Genomic DNA, 19,447 nt, shown 5'->3' on the forward strand with positions numbered 1-19,447 from the left:
TTGCCCCTACGGTCAGGGTTTGAGTCATAGAGGTTATTACAACCGATTTAGACTTGCTATATCTTCTTTTAAATTTTCACAAACTGATGTTGCATAATCTTTTTTAATTTCAAAATCAAGCCAGAACTGTTTTTCCTGCTCAAAGTTTTCCTTAATGATCGTTAATTGTTTTTCCAAAGCACGTTCAGCTAGATTGGTAATTTCATCAACAGATTCTTCAAAGATATTGCTAACATTATCTAATCGTTGGAGAATCCAGTCAAGCAAAATATCCCACAAACTGTCTTTCCCTTTCTCAATTCCACTTAACCATTGTTTTGCCATTAAGTCAGGAGAAGGAAGAAAAAGTTCAACATACTCAATATCTTCGTAAATATTTTGAGTGACCTCTTCTTGATATTCAGTGATTACAGGTCGTGTTTTTGTTCTAGTTTTTGTGCTTTTGAAACAAGAACCTTCTTCATAGGTTTCTGTATAGTTTTGATATTCAGTTTTGGTGCGAGTTTCATATTCGGTTTTCGTCCCAACGACGGCTTTTTGTTGGGATTGCTTTTGTTCTATAGCTTCTGGAAGTTCAAAAAACTTCTCAGGTAAAGTTGGCAAGTTTTGAGCTAATTTTTTGCGTAAATTACTGATAGCTGCTTTTTCAAGATTAATCGAAGACAACTTTTCATCTGACAAACAAACTTTTAATCTCTTAACTTGCTCATTCACTAATGATTCTAAAGCTTGTTCAAATTGTTGAGCTTTTGATTGTAGTACAAACTCTGCTCTTGCGGATATAGCTTCTCTCATCCTGTGATATAGCAAGCGAACATAGCGTTCATCATGTTCAATTTCTTTTTTTCCCTGATCATCATCAGCCCTTACACGCTTAACTAAGTATTCAGACTCAGTAGAAAACTTACTGAGTCTTCGACTAACATTATCATAGGCTTTAGAAATATCATCAGCCAATGAAGGTGATATGGCTTCCCGTAGTTGATCTTTTAGCTCACAATATCCATGATTATCTTTAAGAGCATCACGAACTGGAACAATTAAAACTTTGGTTAAGTCTCCTTCTACCTCATTAACAGCATCAAAAATTAGAGAAAAGCCATCAAACCCCTTTTTTTCAGCAGATTGTTTAATCTTAATCCGAGTATTTGGATCTTCGCTTTTTAACCCTGCTATCAGTTCCTCAATTTCCCCCTGAAAGTCCTTCCCAATTTTTTTGATATTTTTCTGTAAATCTTGACGAATGTTAGCGATTTTATCTATTTCTTTATCAACCTGTTCTTTATTGTTAATTGTTCCGGCTTCAATCAGAATACCGAGAGATTCTGCCAAAGCATCATAATTAGTGAATACTTCCAGCAAGATAGGAAGTATTACCAGTTCTGAAAATGATTCTTTAACCCGCACACGGAAACGATCCCAAAGTTCTCTACCTCCACTCCATTCTAAAGAATAGCGGAGAATTTTTCGCATAGTTTCATCATCAATATTATTACCTGAGATGATTTGCATTCTGAGGTTAAAAAACCATTGTGCTAACTCCACATTATCCCCAATACACTGAAGAATTCGATTAAAACAGTCTTCAAAAAGTGCTTTTAGGAATTTTGATCGTGTCGCTTGATCAACTGTTGATGGTTCGTGAAGAGATCCTGAACCCCAAGCACATTGAGCATAATATAAAAGACGAGCATTAAAGGGTAGGACATCAGGAAGTTCTGGCAGTGATAAATCCTGTTTAATTTGTTCTTTTAACTTATCAATCCGCACTGGCAGAGGTAAATCATCAGTTCCTCGCTGATCGACTCGATTTAAGATAAAAATCATCGAATCTGTGCGTCCCTGTAGAAATTCGACAACTTGTTTTAACTCTTCAAAAAGGCGTTTTCTGTGATCATCATCTACCTGCATATAGTCCAAAGCCACTAAACTAAAAGCTTTATTAACTTGCCCTTGAATCGTTGCTAAATTAGTCTGATCTTGAACTGATTTTAATCCAGGTAAATCAATTAATTCAACTTCTATTCCGTCGGGTAAACCTAGTAAGGAACTATTGCAAGCTGGTAAAATAGAAACCTGAGCAGTGATTTGGGGTGCAACATACTCTCGTTTTTTACGAGCATCATGATAGGAGTGCATAACAACGCTAATTCGCTGATATAAATCCTCATCATTTAATCCTGTCCATTCACCCGTATCCCAAGCCGCATCCTCTGTTTTTTCAATGATTAATTTTTGTTCCTGAGAATGTTGGATTGTTAATACACCCCCACTCATTTCTCCAGCTTCAATCGGTGCAATTTTTCGACCAATCAGCGCGTTAACAATCGTTGATTTTCCAGAGGAAGTTGTACCCAGAGTAGCAATCCGAAAACTAGGATTTTTTAGCCGTTGGACAGCTTCTTGATAAACGCTTAAAAAATCTTGTAAGGAAGATTGAATCCCTGGATCATTAAAAACATCTGGGGACGAGTTGACTAAGTTAGAAACTGAGTTACCTAATTCTTGTAAAAGGTTGCGGGTGTTGTTTAACTTAGATTCAATATTGAGGTTATTCCGCATGGTCACTACCTGGGATGTTTGAAAGGTTACTCATGGCTTGACTAAGACAGAGGCGAGAGCATAGAAGAATTATAACTCTTAAAGTTGAGCTTGAACCAATTTTTTGAAGATTTGCGGCAGAGATTCACAGGATTTACGGATGGTAACGATTTAACCCAGCTTTGAGATTGCTTCGTTACCCTTGCAATGACATAATTGAGAAATGTTTCAGCAGAGCTTTCTCTTGTTCATAAACCTTTCGCAGCGACTCCAGGGCGATCGCCTTAAACCTCAAATATGGCAAATCCAGAACATTTAACATTATTACAGTGGGAAAATAAACGTTGGAAAATTTGGCGTTTAAATAATCCTGATATTCAGCCGGACTTATGCGAGGCTAATTTAATGGGGGCTGATTTAAACGGAATTAATTTAGCAGATGCTGATTTAAGTAAAGCTAATTTAATTGCAACAGATTTAAGCTCGGCAAACCTAACAAAAGCAGATTTAAGTTTAGCTCAATTGCGACGGGCAAACCTCAGTGAAGCAGTATTATTTCAAGCGAATTTAAGTGAAGCTAATCTAAATACAGCTATATTAAATAACGCAGAATTAATTGAAACCTATCTCTATCGCACCGACTTAAATAATGCCAAACTGATTAATGTTCATTTTAATGGAGCTTATTTATATGGAGCAAATTTGAGTGAAGCTGATTTAACTCAAGGGGATTTAAGATTTGCGAATTTAAACAAAGCGAATCTTTATCAAGCCGATTTAACTGGGGCAAATTTAAGAGGGACAACGTTAATTCAAGCGAATTTACAAAATGCTAATTTATCCTATGCAAATTTAAGAGGAACAAACCTCAGTAAAGCCAATTTACGAGGAGCAAATTTAACCGGAGTTAATTTACAATTTGCTAATTTAAACGGTGCTATTCTTTCCTAATTCTCTCGTAGGGGTTTGGTTTCCAAACCCTCTTTCTTTGAATTCGTAATTCGTAATTCCTAATTCGTAATTCCTAATTCCTAATTCCCTGTTCCCTTTAATAACACTTTAATCGCAAACTCCGGTAATGCCAACATCCGACGCCAGCGCCAAGGTTCTTGATATAATCGATATAACCATTCTAAATGATATTTACAAAAAAATTCTGGTGCTCGTTGTTTAATTCCTGACCAAATATCAAAACTTCCCCCCACACCTATCCAAATCGAATTCGGACAAAGATGACGATTTTGACTAATCCAATATTCCTGACGAGGAACTCCTAAACCCACTAATATTAATCGAGGTTGTAAATCTTTTAAAGTTATTTTTAAATCTTCTTCTTCTGAAGCAGACAGATAGCCATGATAACTCGAAATTCCCAGACTCGGAAATTTTTGTTGAATATTATCAGCAGCTTGTTGAGCAATTCCCGGTTTTCCCCCATAGAAAAAGATAACTTCAGAATTGTCTAATTTACCAATATTTTCTATTAAGGTTTCGGCTAATTCAATCCCCGGACACCGTTTAATTTTTTTGCCTTTATATTGTAAATAAAGCACCACCCCCGCACCATCGGGAATGACTAACTCTGCTGAATGAATAATTTCTGCTAATTGCGTATTTTTTTCCGCCTGTATCGCCATTTCTGCATTCAGGGTAATTACATGAGTTCCTAACCCTTGTTGCCAACATTTTAATAACCAGTTACTATAATTATCAATTAGATGAACGGGTAAACCCAAAACTGGAAAACGGTTTAGACTAGAATCATAAGGTAAAATCGTTTGACTCATTACGGACTTTAGTAACCTCACACACATTATTATAAGATTAGCGGATTGTGTGACCAAAATTTCACATTTTAGGAATCCACAAATTTTATAATTCTTCCTCATGCTTCTTCAGCTAACACAATGGCATCTGGTATTTATCCTTATGGGTTGGACTGTGAACCGGAAGTTGAAGAAAAAAGCCTCTCCGGGTCTAAAAAGCGCAACAACAGACATAAGATACCCAGATACCCGGTATTAAAAGAGAGGCAAAAATTCTATTCTATCTTGATACTCATCCTCATAAGATGCCTCGGCGATTAAAATCAACTGCTCAATATTTTCACCAATACTTAACTTTGGACTCAGGATAAAAATCCCAGGGATATGATGACTTAAAGCGATATGATCTGCTAGATGAACTGGCATAGACTTGCGGTTATTGGTTACTAAAATACATTGATGTTTTTCACACCACAATAAAATTTCAGGATCTAAAGTTCCTTTAGGTGGAGCCGTGAGATCACCAACGGCTATCACAAATAATTCTGATTGAAAACGGCGTAGTTGATGGGTATAAATTGGATCGACATTTTCATCAATAAGATAATTGAGCATAATCCGTTGAGTTTGCCAATTTTTGTGCTTTCAATTGTCGCAGTTTCTCTACAATTGGGCGAGGATTACGTTGTTGTTCTGCTCGCATTCTATCGCCCCATTCTAACCAATCAGTCATGTAAGCCTCCACTACTGATTTGTTATGCAAGTAATATAAAATTGTTGCATACACCTGTTCTAAAGTGAGTGAAGGATAGGTGTTGGCAATTTCTTCTGGCGTTTTGGCACGAAAAAGGTGGTCAAATAAAATGGTTTCAATACCGATGCGTGTGCCTTTAAGTCGAATATCATCCGCCGCCAAAAAATTAAAGTAATCTTCTAATAGCATGGTTTTTTAAAGATCAAAATAGCAACGTGATTACCGCTACTTATTTTAGCATTTAATCTTGCAGTTAGTAGAGACGCGCTTGTCGAGCCTTCGCGCTACGCTAACGCACGTCTCTACACCGTCAACCCATCTATTTCAACGCTTTTAACGCTTCTAACGGTCGCACCATTCCCCAACCCCAACGGTTATCGGGACGTTGTTCTTCACCCCCCGGATGATAAGCGGTTTTCTTCAAAACATCAATAATCTTACTTAACGGAGCTTCGGGACAGGCTGACATCAATAAGGCTGCAATTCCGGCGATGTGGGGCGTGGCCATTGATGTCCCGTCCATGTAGGTATATTGAAAAACGCCGTTATCCATTTTCACCGGAGGAATACAGGAATAAATTTGAGCACCGGGGGCGGAAACATCGGGTTTTGTCACCCAGGCGTTAGGGGAGTCCGCCGGAAACACTAAACTGGCGCCACTACTAAAAAATGTAATTCCCAGATTATCGGTTTCAATTTGTTCCACAGCACCCACAGAAAAGGCATTATAAGCATTACCTGGAGAACTCGTATTTCCGTGATTTTCGTTTCCAATAGCGACAATGGGTAAAATTCCGTATTGATTGACTAAAATATCAAAAACTTGGGGAAATAGAGGTTCATAATAACTCAATCCCAAGGACATATTAATAATTTTTGCCCCTTTTTCAACAGCCCAAGAAATCCCTTCAATTAAGGTTAATAAAGTTGCGTCTCCGACTAATACTCCAGCAACAATTAAATTCGCTTGAGGTGCGACACCAATAGACAAACCCTCCTCGGTTTTTCCTCCTGCAATTGTGCCGCAAACGTGGGTTCCATGTTGTCCACTATCAAAGCTGGGACTCGCGGTAATTCGACGTCCTAATGGGTCAATAACAATAAAATCTTTTACCCGTCCTTTTAAAGCGGGATGATCTCCATGTACCCCCGAATCTAACACCGCAACCGTAACATTTTCTCCTTGGGTTGTTTCCCAAACTTTGGGAATTTCTAACCGTTTTAATCCCCAAGTTAGTTTATCCTCTAATTCTTGTTTTTGCAAGCTAGAATAATCAACTCCTTTGGGTTCAATTAAATGAATCCTTTGGTTAGGAAGAATAGCAACAACATCAGGATGTTGTGCTAAAATCGGTAAGCTTTGACGAGTAACTTCGATTTGGGCAATGGGTAAACTTCCCCGACCAACGGGTTCTGCATAAAAGGATTGACGAGTAGCATTTTGATAATCATTAATAATTTTATTGGCAATGGATTGATTGGTTTGTTCTTGTTGTTTTAAGGTTTCAAAATAGGCGGCTGTTCCCGGTTGAGGCATTGACCCTGGAGACACTAAACCTCTATAAATAACAATGGCATCTTTTCGGGCATTGGGTTGACTGTGGCCTAAAAAGGGTTCAAACGCGGGAGAAATTTTAGATTGAGTTGTCATTTAGAGTTGACTCCGTTTTAATAATAATCCTTGAGCCCAGTGTACTAATTTTCTGACCCAAGGGATAGAGGGTAAATTCCGTTCAGGATATTAATCTTCTTGTTCTAGCTTAAATCTTGAGATTCAGGGTAATTTGAGCTCTTGGCAGAGATCCAGTATTCCTGTAGGATTAGACAATGATCACAACAATTAACCGTCTTTTTGATTGAAATTAAGAATGAACAATAAAGATAAAAAACTGCATCCGGGTTGGTGGATTTCAATTTTATATTTTGCCCAAGGATTTCCTTATACCGTTGTCAATACAATGTCAGTGGTTTTTTTAAAAGGATTAGGGGCAAGTAATGAATTAATTGGATTAACCAGTTTGTTATCTCTCCCTTGGGTGATGAAAGGATTATGGGGGCCAATTGTTGATATTTATTCAACCAAACGGCGATGGATTTTAAGGATGGAAATTGTATGTGCAATTCTATTTTTAATTTTAGCATTGGGTGCACCATTTCCCTCAGCAATTCCGTTTTCGATTGCAATTTTTTCCCTCATTGCCTTTGCTAGTGCTACCCATGATATCGCCATTGATGGCTTTTATTTAACGGTGTTAAATTTAGACCAACAGGCGTTTTATGTAGGAGTTAGAAACACCGCTTATCGGATGGCGGTTTTAGCTGGCGGTGGCGGGTTAGTATTTTTAGCCGGACATATTGCTGAACAATATATTGATGAGAAAAGTCCAACGGGGGAAATTACATATAATTTGGTTCCGTTAAAGTTTTTGGGGTCTGATTTTTCACTTCCTGCATTAGGATGGGGGTGGACGATTGCTTTTTCTGTAGCGAGTTTAATCTTTTTACTCATCTACGGATTTCAGAGAATTTATTTACCCTATTCCCCAAAAGCAGTTTTTTCAGAAACCGAAAGTCTTTCAAATTCTGCTAATTTTATCAATTCCTTCAAAACCTATTTTACCCAATATAAAATCGGTTGGATTATCGCTTTTATTTTATTATTTCGTTTGGGAGATGCGTTAACCTTCAAAATGGCAATGCCTTTTTTAATGGATACACCCGCAAAAGGAGGGTTAGGCATTTCAACCGCCGAAATAGGGATTTTATCGGGAACAGTGGGAGTGATTTTCCTATTATTTGGGGGATTATTAGGAGGATTTTTAATTGCCAAACAAGGGTTAAAAACTTGGATATGGCCGATGGCAATTCTCCAAAATTTTACTAATATCTTTTATTGGTTATTAGCCAAAACTCAACCGGAAATTATTTGGGCCTATGTTGTTAATTCCATTGAACAGTTCACCTATGGTTTAGGGGTAGCAGCCTATACGGTCTTTTTAATGCAAACGGTTCGTCCTGAATATAAAGCTTCCCATTATGCGATTACAACGGCATTTATGGCGGCTGGGGTATTAATTCCAGGGGTCTTTAGTGGGTATATTCAAGCGAATTTAGGCTATCAAAACTACTTTTTATTAAGTGCAATGGCGGTAATTCCGGGTTTATTAACAATCTTCTTTATTCCCATTAAAGATCAACACAATATAAAATCTGTCCCTCGACCCGGACTCGATGACGAAAACATATAAAGTAGGGTGCGTAAGGCGAAGCCGCACGCACCAAATTCACCAAATTAGAACAGAAAACCTTGATGATTATTATAGATAATTGATGGTGCGTGCGCGGAGCTTACGCACCCTACGGTTTAAATGACTGCGATACACTCGATTTCTACTAATACATCTTTGGGAAGGCGAGACACTTCAACCGTCGCCCTAGCGGGGGCTGTTTCGGGTTTAAAATATTTAGAATAAACTTCATTAACTTGGGTAAAATCGTTCATATCTTTTAAGAAGATTGTGGTTTTAACGACGTTTTCCCAAGTAGCACCAGCTTCGGTTAATACCGCTTCTAAATTTGACATCACTCGTTCAGTTTGTTTGATAACATCATCGGGATAAAGAATTTGGTTAATGCGGGGGTCAATGGCAATTTGTCCTGATAAAAATATCATGTTATTGACCATTACCGCTTGATTATAAGGGCCAACGGGTTTAGGCGCGTTTTCGGTTTTAATGATCTTGCGAGTCATAACAGTTTGTTTTTCTTCTCCGATAATAATTGTATAATTGTCTGGGTCATTAATGGTATCATCAGGCATTACTGAGGCTAAGGTTTCAGCTTCCTCAAAGTTAGCCAAATAGATATTAGCTAAATTTAGTCTAGCACCAATGAAACTGGCTTTTTCAACATTGGCTCTGATCAAATTAGCCTTTTTAAGATTTGCCAGCTTCAGGTTAGCATTTTTTAAACAAGCAGAACGTAGATTTGCTGATTCAAGGTTAGCAAACCTAAAATCTGCTCCCGTTAAATCTAAATAAGATAAGTCAGCCTCTCGAAGATCAGTATTAGCAAAATCAGTTCCTTGAAAATTTACATCAAAAAATTTTTGACCTACAAGATTTAAAGAACTTAGATTAGCTTCTGCAAAATTAGCTCTACTTGACTTAACATCAGAGTAATTAACATTTCTTAAATCCGCACCTTGTAAATCAGCATCTTCAAAATTAGTAGCAATTAGACTTGAGCTTTGGAGGTCGGCTTCAGTCAGTATTGCTTGACTAAAATTTGTTTCTCTTAAGTTAGCTGAATCTAAACAAGCGTTAGTCAAATTAGCTGAGGTCAGTATTGCTTTAGTGAAGTTAGCTTTTGTCAAATCTGCTTCTTTAAGGTTGATTCCTGTTAAATTAGCATTTTGTAAATCTACTCCACAAAGTTCTACGCCCTCAAAATCCCGTTCACCTTGAGCATATTTCTCTAACAATTCTTTAGCGTCCATAATTTACCTCTTAATTATCCTTATATTAGTTTATCATTAAGATGAACTTCTGAATATTCTCATTACAACACTTTCCTTATATTCTAATAATAATTGATGGTGCGTCCGCGTTGATGGAACAGCCGACAGGTCTAGTAGGGTGTGTAAGGCGAAGCCGCACGCACCTATTAACCCTATTAATAGAATTGAAACAAAAAACCTTGATGATTGTTATATATAATTGATGGTGCGTGCGCGGAGCTTACGCACCCTACTTTAATAATAATTACAAATAATAGCCGATAACTGTTATGATTAAAGATTGAGCTTAAATTAATATAGGAAATCATCAACATGGCTGCAAATGAAACCCGCAATGAAGTAGAAGTTCGTTCTCAGAAAGTCGATGACTTGAGAGCATTGGGAATAGAACCCTATCCGAGTCACTCCCTTCAACGGTCACATACGACCCAAGCAATTAAAGATTTATTCGCACAACCGGGGAAAGAATTAAATGATGGAGAAAGTGACCCCGACGCTATTCCCTTAACTGTTTGTGGACGCATTACCTTTAAACGGGATAGTGGAAGTATTGGGTTTATTGGGTTAACCGATATTGCGGGAACCATTCAACTCAAACTTGAGAAAAAATTAGTCACAGGCGAAATGGGATTATCCTTTAATCAGGTTAAAAAATATCTCGATTTAGGAGATTTTATTGCCGCCGAAGGAATAGGATGTCGCACGAACCGAGGGGAATTATCCGTACAAGTTGAACGGATTTTTGTGATTTCTAAAGCAACGATGCCTTTTCCTGATTCCTATTATGGAATTAATGACCCGGAATTGTGCCGTCGCCATCGAGAAATTGATTTAGTAAGTAACCCGAAATCCTTAGAAACCTTTAAACTTAGAAATCGGATTTTAAAAAGGATTCGGATGTATTTATGGGATCATTGTTTTGAGGAATTAGAAACCCCCGTATTACAAGCGATTTATGGCGGTGCGGCGGCGCGTCCTTTTGTTACCCATCATAATGCTTTAGATATTAATTTATATCTACGAATAGCTACCGAACTACATTTAAAACGGGCAATTTGTGGAGGTTTTGAACGGGTATTTGAAATGGGACGAGTGTTTAGAAATGAAGGCATTGATAGCACCCATAATCCAGAATTTACTTCTATTGAAGTTTATCAAGCTTATGCTGATTATTTTGATGTTATGACTTTAGTGGAAGATGTAATTTGTGCCGTTGCTGCGGATGTATTAGGAGAACAAACTGAACTTGAATATCAAGGTCAAGTGATTAGTTTGGAACGAAAATATGACTATTCTGAACAATATCCGACCTTTACCGGAAACCATTGGAAAGTTCAAACGATGGTGGAAGCGGTGCGGGAAAAAACAGGGTTAGATTTTGATACCTTAGAATTAGATGAAGCTCTAAAATCGGCTGAAAATTTAGGGTTACATTTATCAAAATTAGACACTCAAAGTTTAGGCTATGTCCTTTATGCGGTCTTTGATAAATTAGTTTCTCCTCAATTAATACAACCGACTTTTATTACGGAATTTCCAGTAGAAGTCAGTCCTTTAGCAAAACGTCATCGTTCTAAACCGGGATTTGTAGAACGGTTTGAGTTATTTATTCACGGAACAGAATATTCTAATGGTTTTTCGGAATTAAATGATCCTAAAGACCAACGGAAACGATTTGAAGAACAATTAGCGCAGCGAAATGCTGGGGATGAAGAAGCACATCCAATGGATGAAGACTTTATTCAAGCACTTTCTTTAGGAATGCCAAATTGTGGGGGAATGGGAATTGGAATTGATCGATTAATCATGTTATTTACGAATACCGCTAGTATTCGAGATGTGATTATGTTCCCCACGATGCGAACTTCTGTTTAACGTTAGATTCCATCCTTAAATCGGTGCTACAGATGATCCCTTAAAATCCACGTAGAGACGCGCCATGGCGCGTCTCTACATTGAAAATTAGGAGGTTGAATTACTGTTTTCATGAAGATGATTAATAACTCGATAAACTTTGATTTTTTGTAGTTTTCCTTTTAAAGGTAATTCTCCCCAAAATTCTACGTTATATTGTTCATTCAAATAAACTAATGTTTCATAAGCAATTAAAATTCGACAGGTATCAACTTGACGCTCTTTTAAACAGCTTTCTAAACGAGAAGCGGTATTTACACTATCTCCTATTACCCCATATTCTAACCGATTTTTTCCGCCTAAACTACCAACAACCACTGGCCCGGTAAAGATTCCTACCCGCATTTCAATCACAGGTAAACCTCGTTTTTGCCAATCTTGATTGACCGTTTCTAAGCGTTGACGAATGGATAAGGCACAATTGACAGCCTGTTGAGCTTTGGTGGCAATTTCAGCTTCTGTTTTACTCGCAACCGGAACTCCAAATACAGCCATGACACCATCCCCCATAAATTTATTCACAATGCCATGATGGGTTTGAACTTCTTCGGTAATAATATTTAGATATTCATTTAACCATCCCATAATAAATTCGGGAGATTCTGCTTCTGAAAGGGTACTAAAATTTTTAATATCAGAGAAAAACACCGTTGCAGTTAATTTTTGCCAAGGTAAACGACCGGATTCTAATAAATTTAACCGTCCTTTCCATAACGCATCAGCAATTTCTGGAGAGGTTTGTTGTCCTAATAAACGCATTACCGTTTTTTGTTGTTTTTGAGATTGATATTCTCGATTAATAACGCCTAAAATAACCGTTAAAATTAAAGCTACACTGGGAGAAATCAGAGGAATCCACCCTTGATTTAAAAAAACTAAAAAGCTAATTCCGCCTAATGCTGTTAATAGTAGTCCTGTTCCTAATAATAGGTAGGAATATTGAGAAGAAAATTCAGATAAAATTAGACCTGCGATCGCCCAAATTAAAATCCATAATAACTCTTGGCGTTCTGACAGAAACCAAAATAGAGATTCTTCCTCTAAAACCACACTCAATAACTGACTGGTCATTTGAGCTAAATTAACCACACCGGGTAATTTTGGCATCCGATTATTCCCAGTATTAAGAGGAGTTAAGACCGAATCTCGTAAACTCGGCGCACTGACTCCAATTAGCACAATTTTATCTTTAATCCAGGCAGAATTAACCTTTCCTTCTAACACTTCCATTAACGAAACTTGACGAATTGCATCAGGAGCATGACGATAATTAACCAAAATTTGAGAACCCCCAATAATGGATTGATAACTCCCATCATTCGGTTTGAGTTTGGGAAAAGCAATTGATCCTAGTTGATAATCTGAATTCTGATTAAGTTTGGGTTTAATGTTTTTACAAGGAAGACTTGAATGTAAAGGAGTGTAGCCGGGACAGTCGGCTTTTAAATAGGTTAAAACTAAACGTAAGGGTAAAGACAAACGGTTAATTTTTCCATCCCAATTAAACATTAAATGGCGACGGGATACCCCATCTGGATCGAGGGGGACATCTACGGTTCCCACCTGTTGAGGAGGAACTCTAGGGGGGGGTAAAATACGATCCGCTTCGCTATTTCCAACGCTCATGACTGCGATAAAATTGGGTCGTTTCATTTGCTCCATTAAAGCTTGATGACCGGGTTCTTGGGGTACGTTTCGAGCTATATCTAACCCGATAACGGCGGCTTGTTCCTGTTGTAATTTAGCTAAAACTTGAGCAATAATTTTATCGGACAAAGGCCATTGTTTGAGGCGGTTAATATCAGTTTCTGTAATTTCTACCACTAAGAGTCTAGGATCAGGTTGATGATAAGGACGTAGTTGTACCATCCGATCATAAACCCGCAGTTCTAACCCTTGAAACAAACCCCATTGCTTGAGTCCACCCACTCCCATTGTAATCATCAATAGGGTTAAAATTAACTTGAAAAATTCCCTGAATTCTAAGGATGTTTCATCATGTTGAGAAAGCCACTGTTTCCAGACAAAAGATTTGCGATCGCTCATTGCACTCGCCTATTTAAAATTTTATATGACTTTTTTCTTTTGATAAAAATTAGATCCTGGGGTTTGGGTTAACTGTTAACCCATCTTCCCTAAACCCAATCCTCTAAACCCTGATTCTGACGCTGTACACCCTGATTTTTCGATCAGCTAAATGTAAACGAGCTTATGATCTAATTCTAGGTCAATTTTAGATAAATTTGATGATTGTTTACGATTCAATTCGGCTGGGTGTTACCCGAATTAGTGATAAAATTTTAGGATGTAGTTTATCATTAGGCTTTATCACGCCTTAACCAATCTTATCATTATCATTTTCTCAGGTAAACCTTCACAACGCTGTTCAATGGGTTTTATATATCATCTACTTGAAAATATGAAAATAGACTATCAGGAAAAAGAAGGGCAGAAATTTCTGCGAATTATTTATGCAGTCGGATTAGCAATAATAGTGGCTACCGCTTTGGGGATTGAACTTTTCTATTCTTATCAATTGACGGCTCGAAATACAGAGCGAAATATTCGGAATATCGCTCAACTTTTAGCTCAGAATATTTCCTATAAATTAAACTCTAAACAGGGTTTAAGTTTTTCCCAAAAAAATTTTGATTATTCAGTTTTGAGCCGCGAAATCCAAGGGATTAACCTAGATAATCGGGGTGTGATTGAAATTATAGATTTAAAATTAAGACTAATCACTAGAGAACCCCACCTATCTCCTGATAAAAATCGATCATTACAACTTGTGGCTTTACAAAAATTTATTAAAGAGAATCAAAGCCAAAAAATTGAGGTATTAATATCTCCTATGAATGGGAAAAAAAGCATTTATGGGATGCAAAGAATTGAAGGTTATCCTTTAATTCTTTTAATAAAATTGCCTTTACTTGATGTGTTTTTAAGTTGGTATATTAAAGCAATTATCTATGGAATTTTGTTTTTATTATTGATAATTTTATTAATGATTTTAATTAAAAGAGAAAACAATTATTTACAGCAAACTCAAGAATTGATGACCCGTTTTGTGGCAATGGAATCGGCAGATGATATGATTGTAATTACTGGCAAAGATGGAACAATTGAATATGTCAATCCTGCCTTTACAAAGATTACAGGCTATCAGGCAACTGAAGTGATTGGAAAGAACCCTTCTCTGTTAAAAAGTGGTCGTCAAAACAAAGAATTTTATCAAAAATTGTGGAAAACTATTTTATCAGGAACCGGGTGGAAAGGAGAATTAATTAACTCTAAAAAAGATGGGACGACTTATTATGAAGAGATGACGATTGCACCTGTTAAAAATTCCCTCAATGAAATTATTCGCTTTGTTGCTGTTAAACGGGATATTAGCGATCGCAAACAATTAGAAGCTCAATTAGCTTGGTTAGCTCATTTTGATAAATTAACCGGATTACCTAATCGGGTTTTATTTTTTGACCGTTTAGAACGAGCGATCGCCGAAGCCCAACGACAACAAACGCGGTTTGCTGTTGTTTTTATTGATTTAGATGGGTTTAAATTAGTGAATGATTGTTTAGGACATCAAAGTGGTGATTTAGTATTGCAAGAAGTCGCAAAACGATTATCTTTATCTGTCCGAAAATCTGATACGGTTGCCCGCATGGGAGGGGATGAATTTACCTTGATTTTAGGGAATATTTCTCACCGAAATGATGTGATTAAAATTGCTCAGACGATTCTTTTAGCACTGTCTCAACGTTGTGTTGTCAACGGTCATGAATGTCAAATTGGAGCCAGTATTGGCATTAGTTTTTATCCTGATGATGGAACAGATTTAGAAACCTTAGTTAATAAAGCTGATGCAGCCATGTATAGGGGCAAACATCAAGGAAAAAACCGCTATGAATTTGCTTCAACCGAGGAAAGCGTAACTAACAGTCATTTCTCCTCCACTGATCACTGATAACTGATAACTGATAACTGATAACTGATTAAAGATGGTTGGCTTTACGGGTTTCTAACCACATGGGGATAACGAACCAAGCCACCACTAAAATTAGAGCCAGAATTGCAAATTGGGCAACCCAAGCGACTAATTTTTCTAAGGAGATAATATTTCCGACGAAATAGGATAAACTGACCATCACCGATGCCCAAACGGTCGCTCCCGCAGAATTACAAAGAAAGAATTTCCAGTAGGGCATTTGGGCAATTCCGGCTAAAGGGCCAGCAAAAATCCGTAAGAGGGCGACAAATCGACCGAGAAAAACAGCCCGGGCTGCATTTTGGCGAAATTGTTCTTTGACCTCATGCAGTTGTTCTTCGCGAATCCGAAATAAGTTACCGAGACGCAATAGCAATGGCCACCCGCCCCATTTGCCCAGCCAGTAGCCAAAATTATCGCCTAAAATTGCCCCAGCAATGGCACTACCGAGGACAAACCAATAATTCAATTCACCACTCCCCGCCAGAAACCCACCCACGAGGGTAATGGTTTCTCCTGGGAGCGGAATGCCCGCATTTTCTAAGGCTATTCCGACAAACACAGCCCAGTAGCCGTATTGATGAGCAATTTCTCGAATTGTTTCTAAGGATACAAACTCAAAAGACATTCAATGCTGCCTTTATATTTTTTTGCAAAGCTTTATACTTCTCTATATATCTTGACGTGTTTTTCCGAATTGTGTCAATCTTCATTGGGTTGAGGAACACAACAAATTAGGTTCAGTCGATCAAACCTCAGTTAGATGTCCCACGAAAGGGGATCGTTGGCAAAATCCTAGGAACTGGATCTGAGTCAATGTCAAGACTTCTGTGAAAAATCCAGAATTGCTGTAATTCCCAGTATACCTGGATGTGAGTCCCTCTCGTTTCTCTCTTTCAATTGTAGCTAAGTTAAGATGAAATAAAGTTTAATTCATCCTAAATGGCTATAAATCCCTCTTTGGACAGACCAAAAACCCTCAACAGTTCAATTATTATAGGTGTTTCATCTTGTTTTTTGAGGATGATGAGTCTCAACTGTTTTAACGTTGGTCTGAACAATTCTATTGTTGGGTGGAAGGGTGAGTATCTGCTGCCTTTAATAAGCTAGGAGTGATAACAATGGAATGGCAAGAATTAAATGGGTATGTTTGGCTTCAGCCCCAAACTCGTCTTGACTCCCAAGGAGGTCTTTTTCTCAAAGAACAATTAGTTAATATTCCCATAGAACCCCACAAAATCTGGGTGATGAATCTGGCAACTGTAGATTTTATGGATAGTTCAGGTTTAGGAGCCGTTGTAACGGCCGTTAAATTTGCGCGCAGTAAAGGGTGTCGTTTGGTGATGTGTAGGCCATCTGCAACCGCCCGACTGGTTTTTGAAATCACACAACTCGATCGAGTCTTTGAAATTATCGAAAATATCGAGGAGATTTTTTCTAATTCTTCTATTTCTGAAGAATTATTGTCTGCTTAGTTGTAGATTTTCACTCCCGACCAACGTTATCCGATGAAGGATATTATTCTGAACCCATGCTAAATATCAATGATCTTTTCTTGATGGCAATTGATGATGAACCCTTAGCGGTTCATTTTTTATGGCTGAAGGAAGAAGATGAAGATAAGGAAAAGACAACATATTGATTTCGCCCTTGAGCTTTAGCTTGATAGAGTGCTTGATCAGCCATTGCGACTAATTGTTTTGGGGGCATTTTTTCTGAAGGAATAACGCTACTAATTCCCAAACTACAAGTCATATAAGTATCCACTAATGAACCTTCGTGAACAATCTGTAATTGTTCGATCTGGTTTTGAATGTTTTGGGCAATTAAAATCGCTTCTGATCCGCCTGTTTTGGGTAAAATAATGGCAAATTCTTCCCCACCATATCGAGCCAATAAATCCCCCGGATATCTCATGACTCGGTTAATTCCTTGAGCGACTTCTCGTAAGGCGAGATCCCCGGCTAAATGTCCGTAGGTATCGTTATACCGTTTAAAAAAGTCTAAATCACACAAAATGACTGATAAGGGTAGTTGGTCTTGAGATAATTGAGACCATTGATGATGCAGATAATCATCAAAACAACGACGGTTAGCAACTCCGGTTAAACTATCAGAAGTTGCTAAATCTTTTAATTCATGATTGACAAGTTGTAACTGATGATAAAGTTCCGATTGTTGAATGGCGATCGCCAATTGTGCGGATAAAGATACTAATAATTCCTGCTCCCAAGTTTGCCATTGTCGGGGACTCGAACATTGATGGGCGAGTAATAAGCCCCACATTTTTTGTCCATGCCAAATCGGTGTAACTAAATAAGCTCGAACGTGAAGTTGGTGCAACAGTTCGTAATGACAACGGCTTAAATTAGAGGTGTAAATATCAGCAACGGATTTAATTTTCTGATGATTTTCTAATGCTAATGTTTGTTGAATACAACTATCAGTATATCGATTTCCTAGCAGGGAAAAGCATCCTTTTGTCCGAGATTCGGTTAAAACTTCTCCGCCATAATGGTCATCAAACCGGAAAATAATCACCCGTTCAGTTTGTAGCACCTGACGAATTTCGGTAACGGTGGTATTGAGAATTTCACTTAACTCTAAAGATTCATGAATGCGTTGAGTCAGCCGGGAAGTAAATCGTTCCCGTTCTGCTTGTTGTTTAAGTTGTTGTTCAATTTGTAAGCGATCGCTAATATCGCGGGCTAAAGCATGAATTAATTGTTGTTCTCCTACTTGAATTAACCCAACCCGGACTTCTACGGGAAAGGTGGTTTGATCTTTGCGACGGTAAATTCGGCGTAGGGTTATGGGTTCATTCGGAACTAAACTTTGCAAAAAGAGTGCGGGAATTTCCTCAGCTTCTATTTGTTGAATCGATAACTTTAAAAGTTCTTGTCGCGTATACCCTAAACTTTGACACGCAAATTGATTAACATCTAAAATCTGGCCGTTCAAATCATGTAACAAAAACCCATCCGCCGCCTGTTCGACTAATGACCGAAACCGATCTTGACTTTGCAACAAAGCGATTTCTGTTTGCTGTAACCGTTGGGATGCTAATCGTAAATCTAACTGTTCAATCACTAATTCCCCAAGAGATTGTAGGGTTTGGATTTCTAACTCACTCAACTGGCGGGGATGATGATCCATTACACATAGGGTTCCTAAGCGTTGTCCATCGGACGTACACAAAGGAGCCCCTGCATAAAACCGGAGATTAAACTCCCCCGTTACCAAAGGATGATTGCACCATCGGGGATCTGTGAGGGTGTCATTAACACAATAAACCCCTGGATTATACATTGCAAAACCGCAAAAGCTGCCTTCACGATCAATTTGAGGATACTCCAGTCCTAGACGGGATTTAAACCAAATTCGATTCTGATCAACTAAACTCACCAAGGAGATAGGAACCTTTAGCAATCGAGATGCTAAAAGTGTAATCCGGTCAAATGCTGCTTCAGAAGGCGTATCTAAGATTTGGTAACGATAAAGCGTTTCTAATCGTTCATTTTCCTCAAAACTAGAAGATAAAAACATACATTCAAGCACTTTAAAAAAACTAGCCATAATATTGGGTTGAGATCCAGCAAAGAAGATCAGGTTTAATTAGACTCAATTGATATAAGTAAGATAGAAGCCTGAAAAGCCAGAAACTTTATTCTTACTGAATTATACTCAAATTTATAACACATCTTATACGTTAAATCGAGTAAAATATGATACTGTAGAAAAGCACAAAGGGCAGAATCGGGTGTCTGTGTTTATTATTGTAGCGTTCTCTTCTATTGATTTTCATTCCTAGAGAAGAAAAAAGCAGATATTTAGAGTGTAAGGGATTGATTTTATTGCTCATCGGGGACAAGTACAAAGTTAAATTAATTTAACCCTTCTATTAGGAAAACTAAACTTACGAATGGACTCAACAATAAATAGGAGCAATATTTTTTTGATCTACC

The 19,447-nt window shown here is 37.8% G+C and carries 14 protein-coding genes; 5 read left to right on the forward strand and 9 right to left on the reverse strand.

From position 1 onward, the window contains the following. Positions 1-36 precede the first annotated feature (36 nt). Positions 37-2,562, reverse strand: coding sequence for a dynamin family protein (locus tag H6G57_RS14000; protein ID WP_190519494.1), 2,526 nt, complete (start codon positions 2,560-2,562; stop codon positions 37-39). Between the two features lie 276 nt (positions 2,563-2,838). Between H6G57_RS14000 and H6G57_RS14005 the strand changes: the two genes are divergently transcribed. After that, entirely contained in the window at positions 2,839-3,492 is a 654-nt protein-coding gene (locus tag H6G57_RS14005; RefSeq protein WP_190519496.1) for a pentapeptide repeat-containing protein, read from the forward strand. Positions 3,493-3,572: 80 nt separating this feature from the next. Here the strand turns inward: H6G57_RS14005 and H6G57_RS14010 are convergent, their stop codons facing one another. From H6G57_RS14010 to H6G57_RS14025, 4 genes are all read right to left on the reverse strand, one after another. Further along, entirely contained in the window at positions 3,573-4,328 is a 756-nt protein-coding gene (locus tag H6G57_RS14010; protein ID WP_190519498.1) for a WecB/TagA/CpsF family glycosyltransferase, read from the reverse strand. 234 nt (positions 4,329-4,562) lie between these two features. Then, complete coding sequence (locus H6G57_RS14015) at positions 4,563-4,922, reverse strand: DUF5615 family PIN-like protein (protein ID WP_199314293.1); 360 nt, start codon at positions 4,920-4,922, stop codon at positions 4,563-4,565. Beyond that, positions 4,903-5,250 carry a DUF433 domain-containing protein gene (locus tag H6G57_RS14020; protein ID WP_190519500.1) on the reverse strand — a complete coding sequence of 116 codons (348 nt, stop codon included), beginning with the start codon at positions 5,248-5,250 and terminating at the stop codon, positions 4,903-4,905. The genes H6G57_RS14015 and H6G57_RS14020 overlap by 20 nt, the downstream gene beginning before the upstream one ends. A 130-nt stretch (positions 5,251-5,380) precedes the next feature. Beyond that, a complete protein-coding gene (locus H6G57_RS14025) occupies positions 5,381-6,712 on the reverse strand; it encodes a S8 family serine peptidase (RefSeq protein ID WP_190519502.1) in 1,332 nt (443 codons plus the stop codon). 217 nt (positions 6,713-6,929) lie between these two features. Here H6G57_RS14025 and H6G57_RS14030 point away from each other — a divergent pair, with 217 nt between their 5' ends. Then, the gene (locus H6G57_RS14030; RefSeq protein WP_190519503.1) at positions 6,930-8,309 is read left to right on the forward strand and encodes an MFS transporter; all 1,380 of its coding nucleotides are present in this window, start codon (positions 6,930-6,932) and stop codon (positions 8,307-8,309) included. 116 nt (positions 8,310-8,425) lie between these two features. Here the strand turns inward: H6G57_RS14030 and H6G57_RS14035 are convergent, their stop codons facing one another. After that, the gene (locus tag H6G57_RS14035; RefSeq protein WP_190519505.1) at positions 8,426-9,559 is read right to left on the reverse strand and encodes a Rid family detoxifying hydrolase; all 1,134 of its coding nucleotides are present in this window, start codon (positions 9,557-9,559) and stop codon (positions 8,426-8,428) included. A gap of 333 nt (positions 9,560-9,892) precedes the next feature. Here H6G57_RS14035 and lysS point away from each other — a divergent pair, with 333 nt between their 5' ends. Then, complete coding sequence (gene lysS, locus H6G57_RS14040; RefSeq protein ID WP_190519507.1) at positions 9,893-11,455, forward strand: lysine--tRNA ligase; 1,563 nt, start codon at positions 9,893-9,895, stop codon at positions 11,453-11,455. Positions 11,456-11,542: 87 nt separating this feature from the next. Here lysS and H6G57_RS14045 read toward each other — a convergent pair whose 3' ends face one another. Continuing rightward, positions 11,543-13,540 carry a CHASE2 domain-containing protein gene (locus H6G57_RS14045; protein ID WP_190519509.1) on the reverse strand — a complete coding sequence of 666 codons (1,998 nt, stop codon included), beginning with the start codon at positions 13,538-13,540 and terminating at the stop codon, positions 11,543-11,545. A 373-nt stretch (positions 13,541-13,913) separates the two neighbouring features. Between H6G57_RS14045 and H6G57_RS14050 the strand changes: the two genes are divergently transcribed. Beyond that, a complete protein-coding gene (locus H6G57_RS14050) occupies positions 13,914-15,461 on the forward strand; it encodes a GGDEF domain-containing protein (protein WP_190519511.1) in 1,548 nt (515 codons plus the stop codon). A 28-nt stretch (positions 15,462-15,489) separates the two neighbouring features. On the opposite strand, the gene H6G57_RS14055 is transcribed toward H6G57_RS14050, so the two are convergent. Further along, positions 15,490-16,110 (reverse strand): DedA family protein, encoded by a 621-nt coding sequence (locus H6G57_RS14055; protein WP_190519512.1) that lies wholly within the window; start codon positions 16,108-16,110, stop codon positions 15,490-15,492. A 493-nt stretch (positions 16,111-16,603) separates the two neighbouring features. Here H6G57_RS14055 and H6G57_RS14060 point away from each other — a divergent pair, with 493 nt between their 5' ends. Further along, entirely contained in the window at positions 16,604-16,957 is a 354-nt protein-coding gene (locus H6G57_RS14060; protein WP_072719578.1) for an STAS domain-containing protein, read from the forward strand. A 112-nt stretch (positions 16,958-17,069) separates the two neighbouring features. Here H6G57_RS14060 and H6G57_RS14065 read toward each other — a convergent pair whose 3' ends face one another. Further along, on the reverse strand, positions 17,070-19,058 hold the full coding sequence (locus H6G57_RS14065) for a diguanylate cyclase domain-containing protein (RefSeq protein ID WP_190519514.1): 1,989 nt from the start codon (positions 19,056-19,058) through the stop codon (positions 17,070-17,072). Positions 19,059-19,447: the final 389 nt, after the last annotated feature.

This window comes from Planktothrix sp. FACHB-1365 (assembly GCF_014697575.1).
Classification (GTDB): domain Bacteria; phylum Cyanobacteriota; class Cyanobacteriia; order Cyanobacteriales; family Microcoleaceae; genus Planktothrix.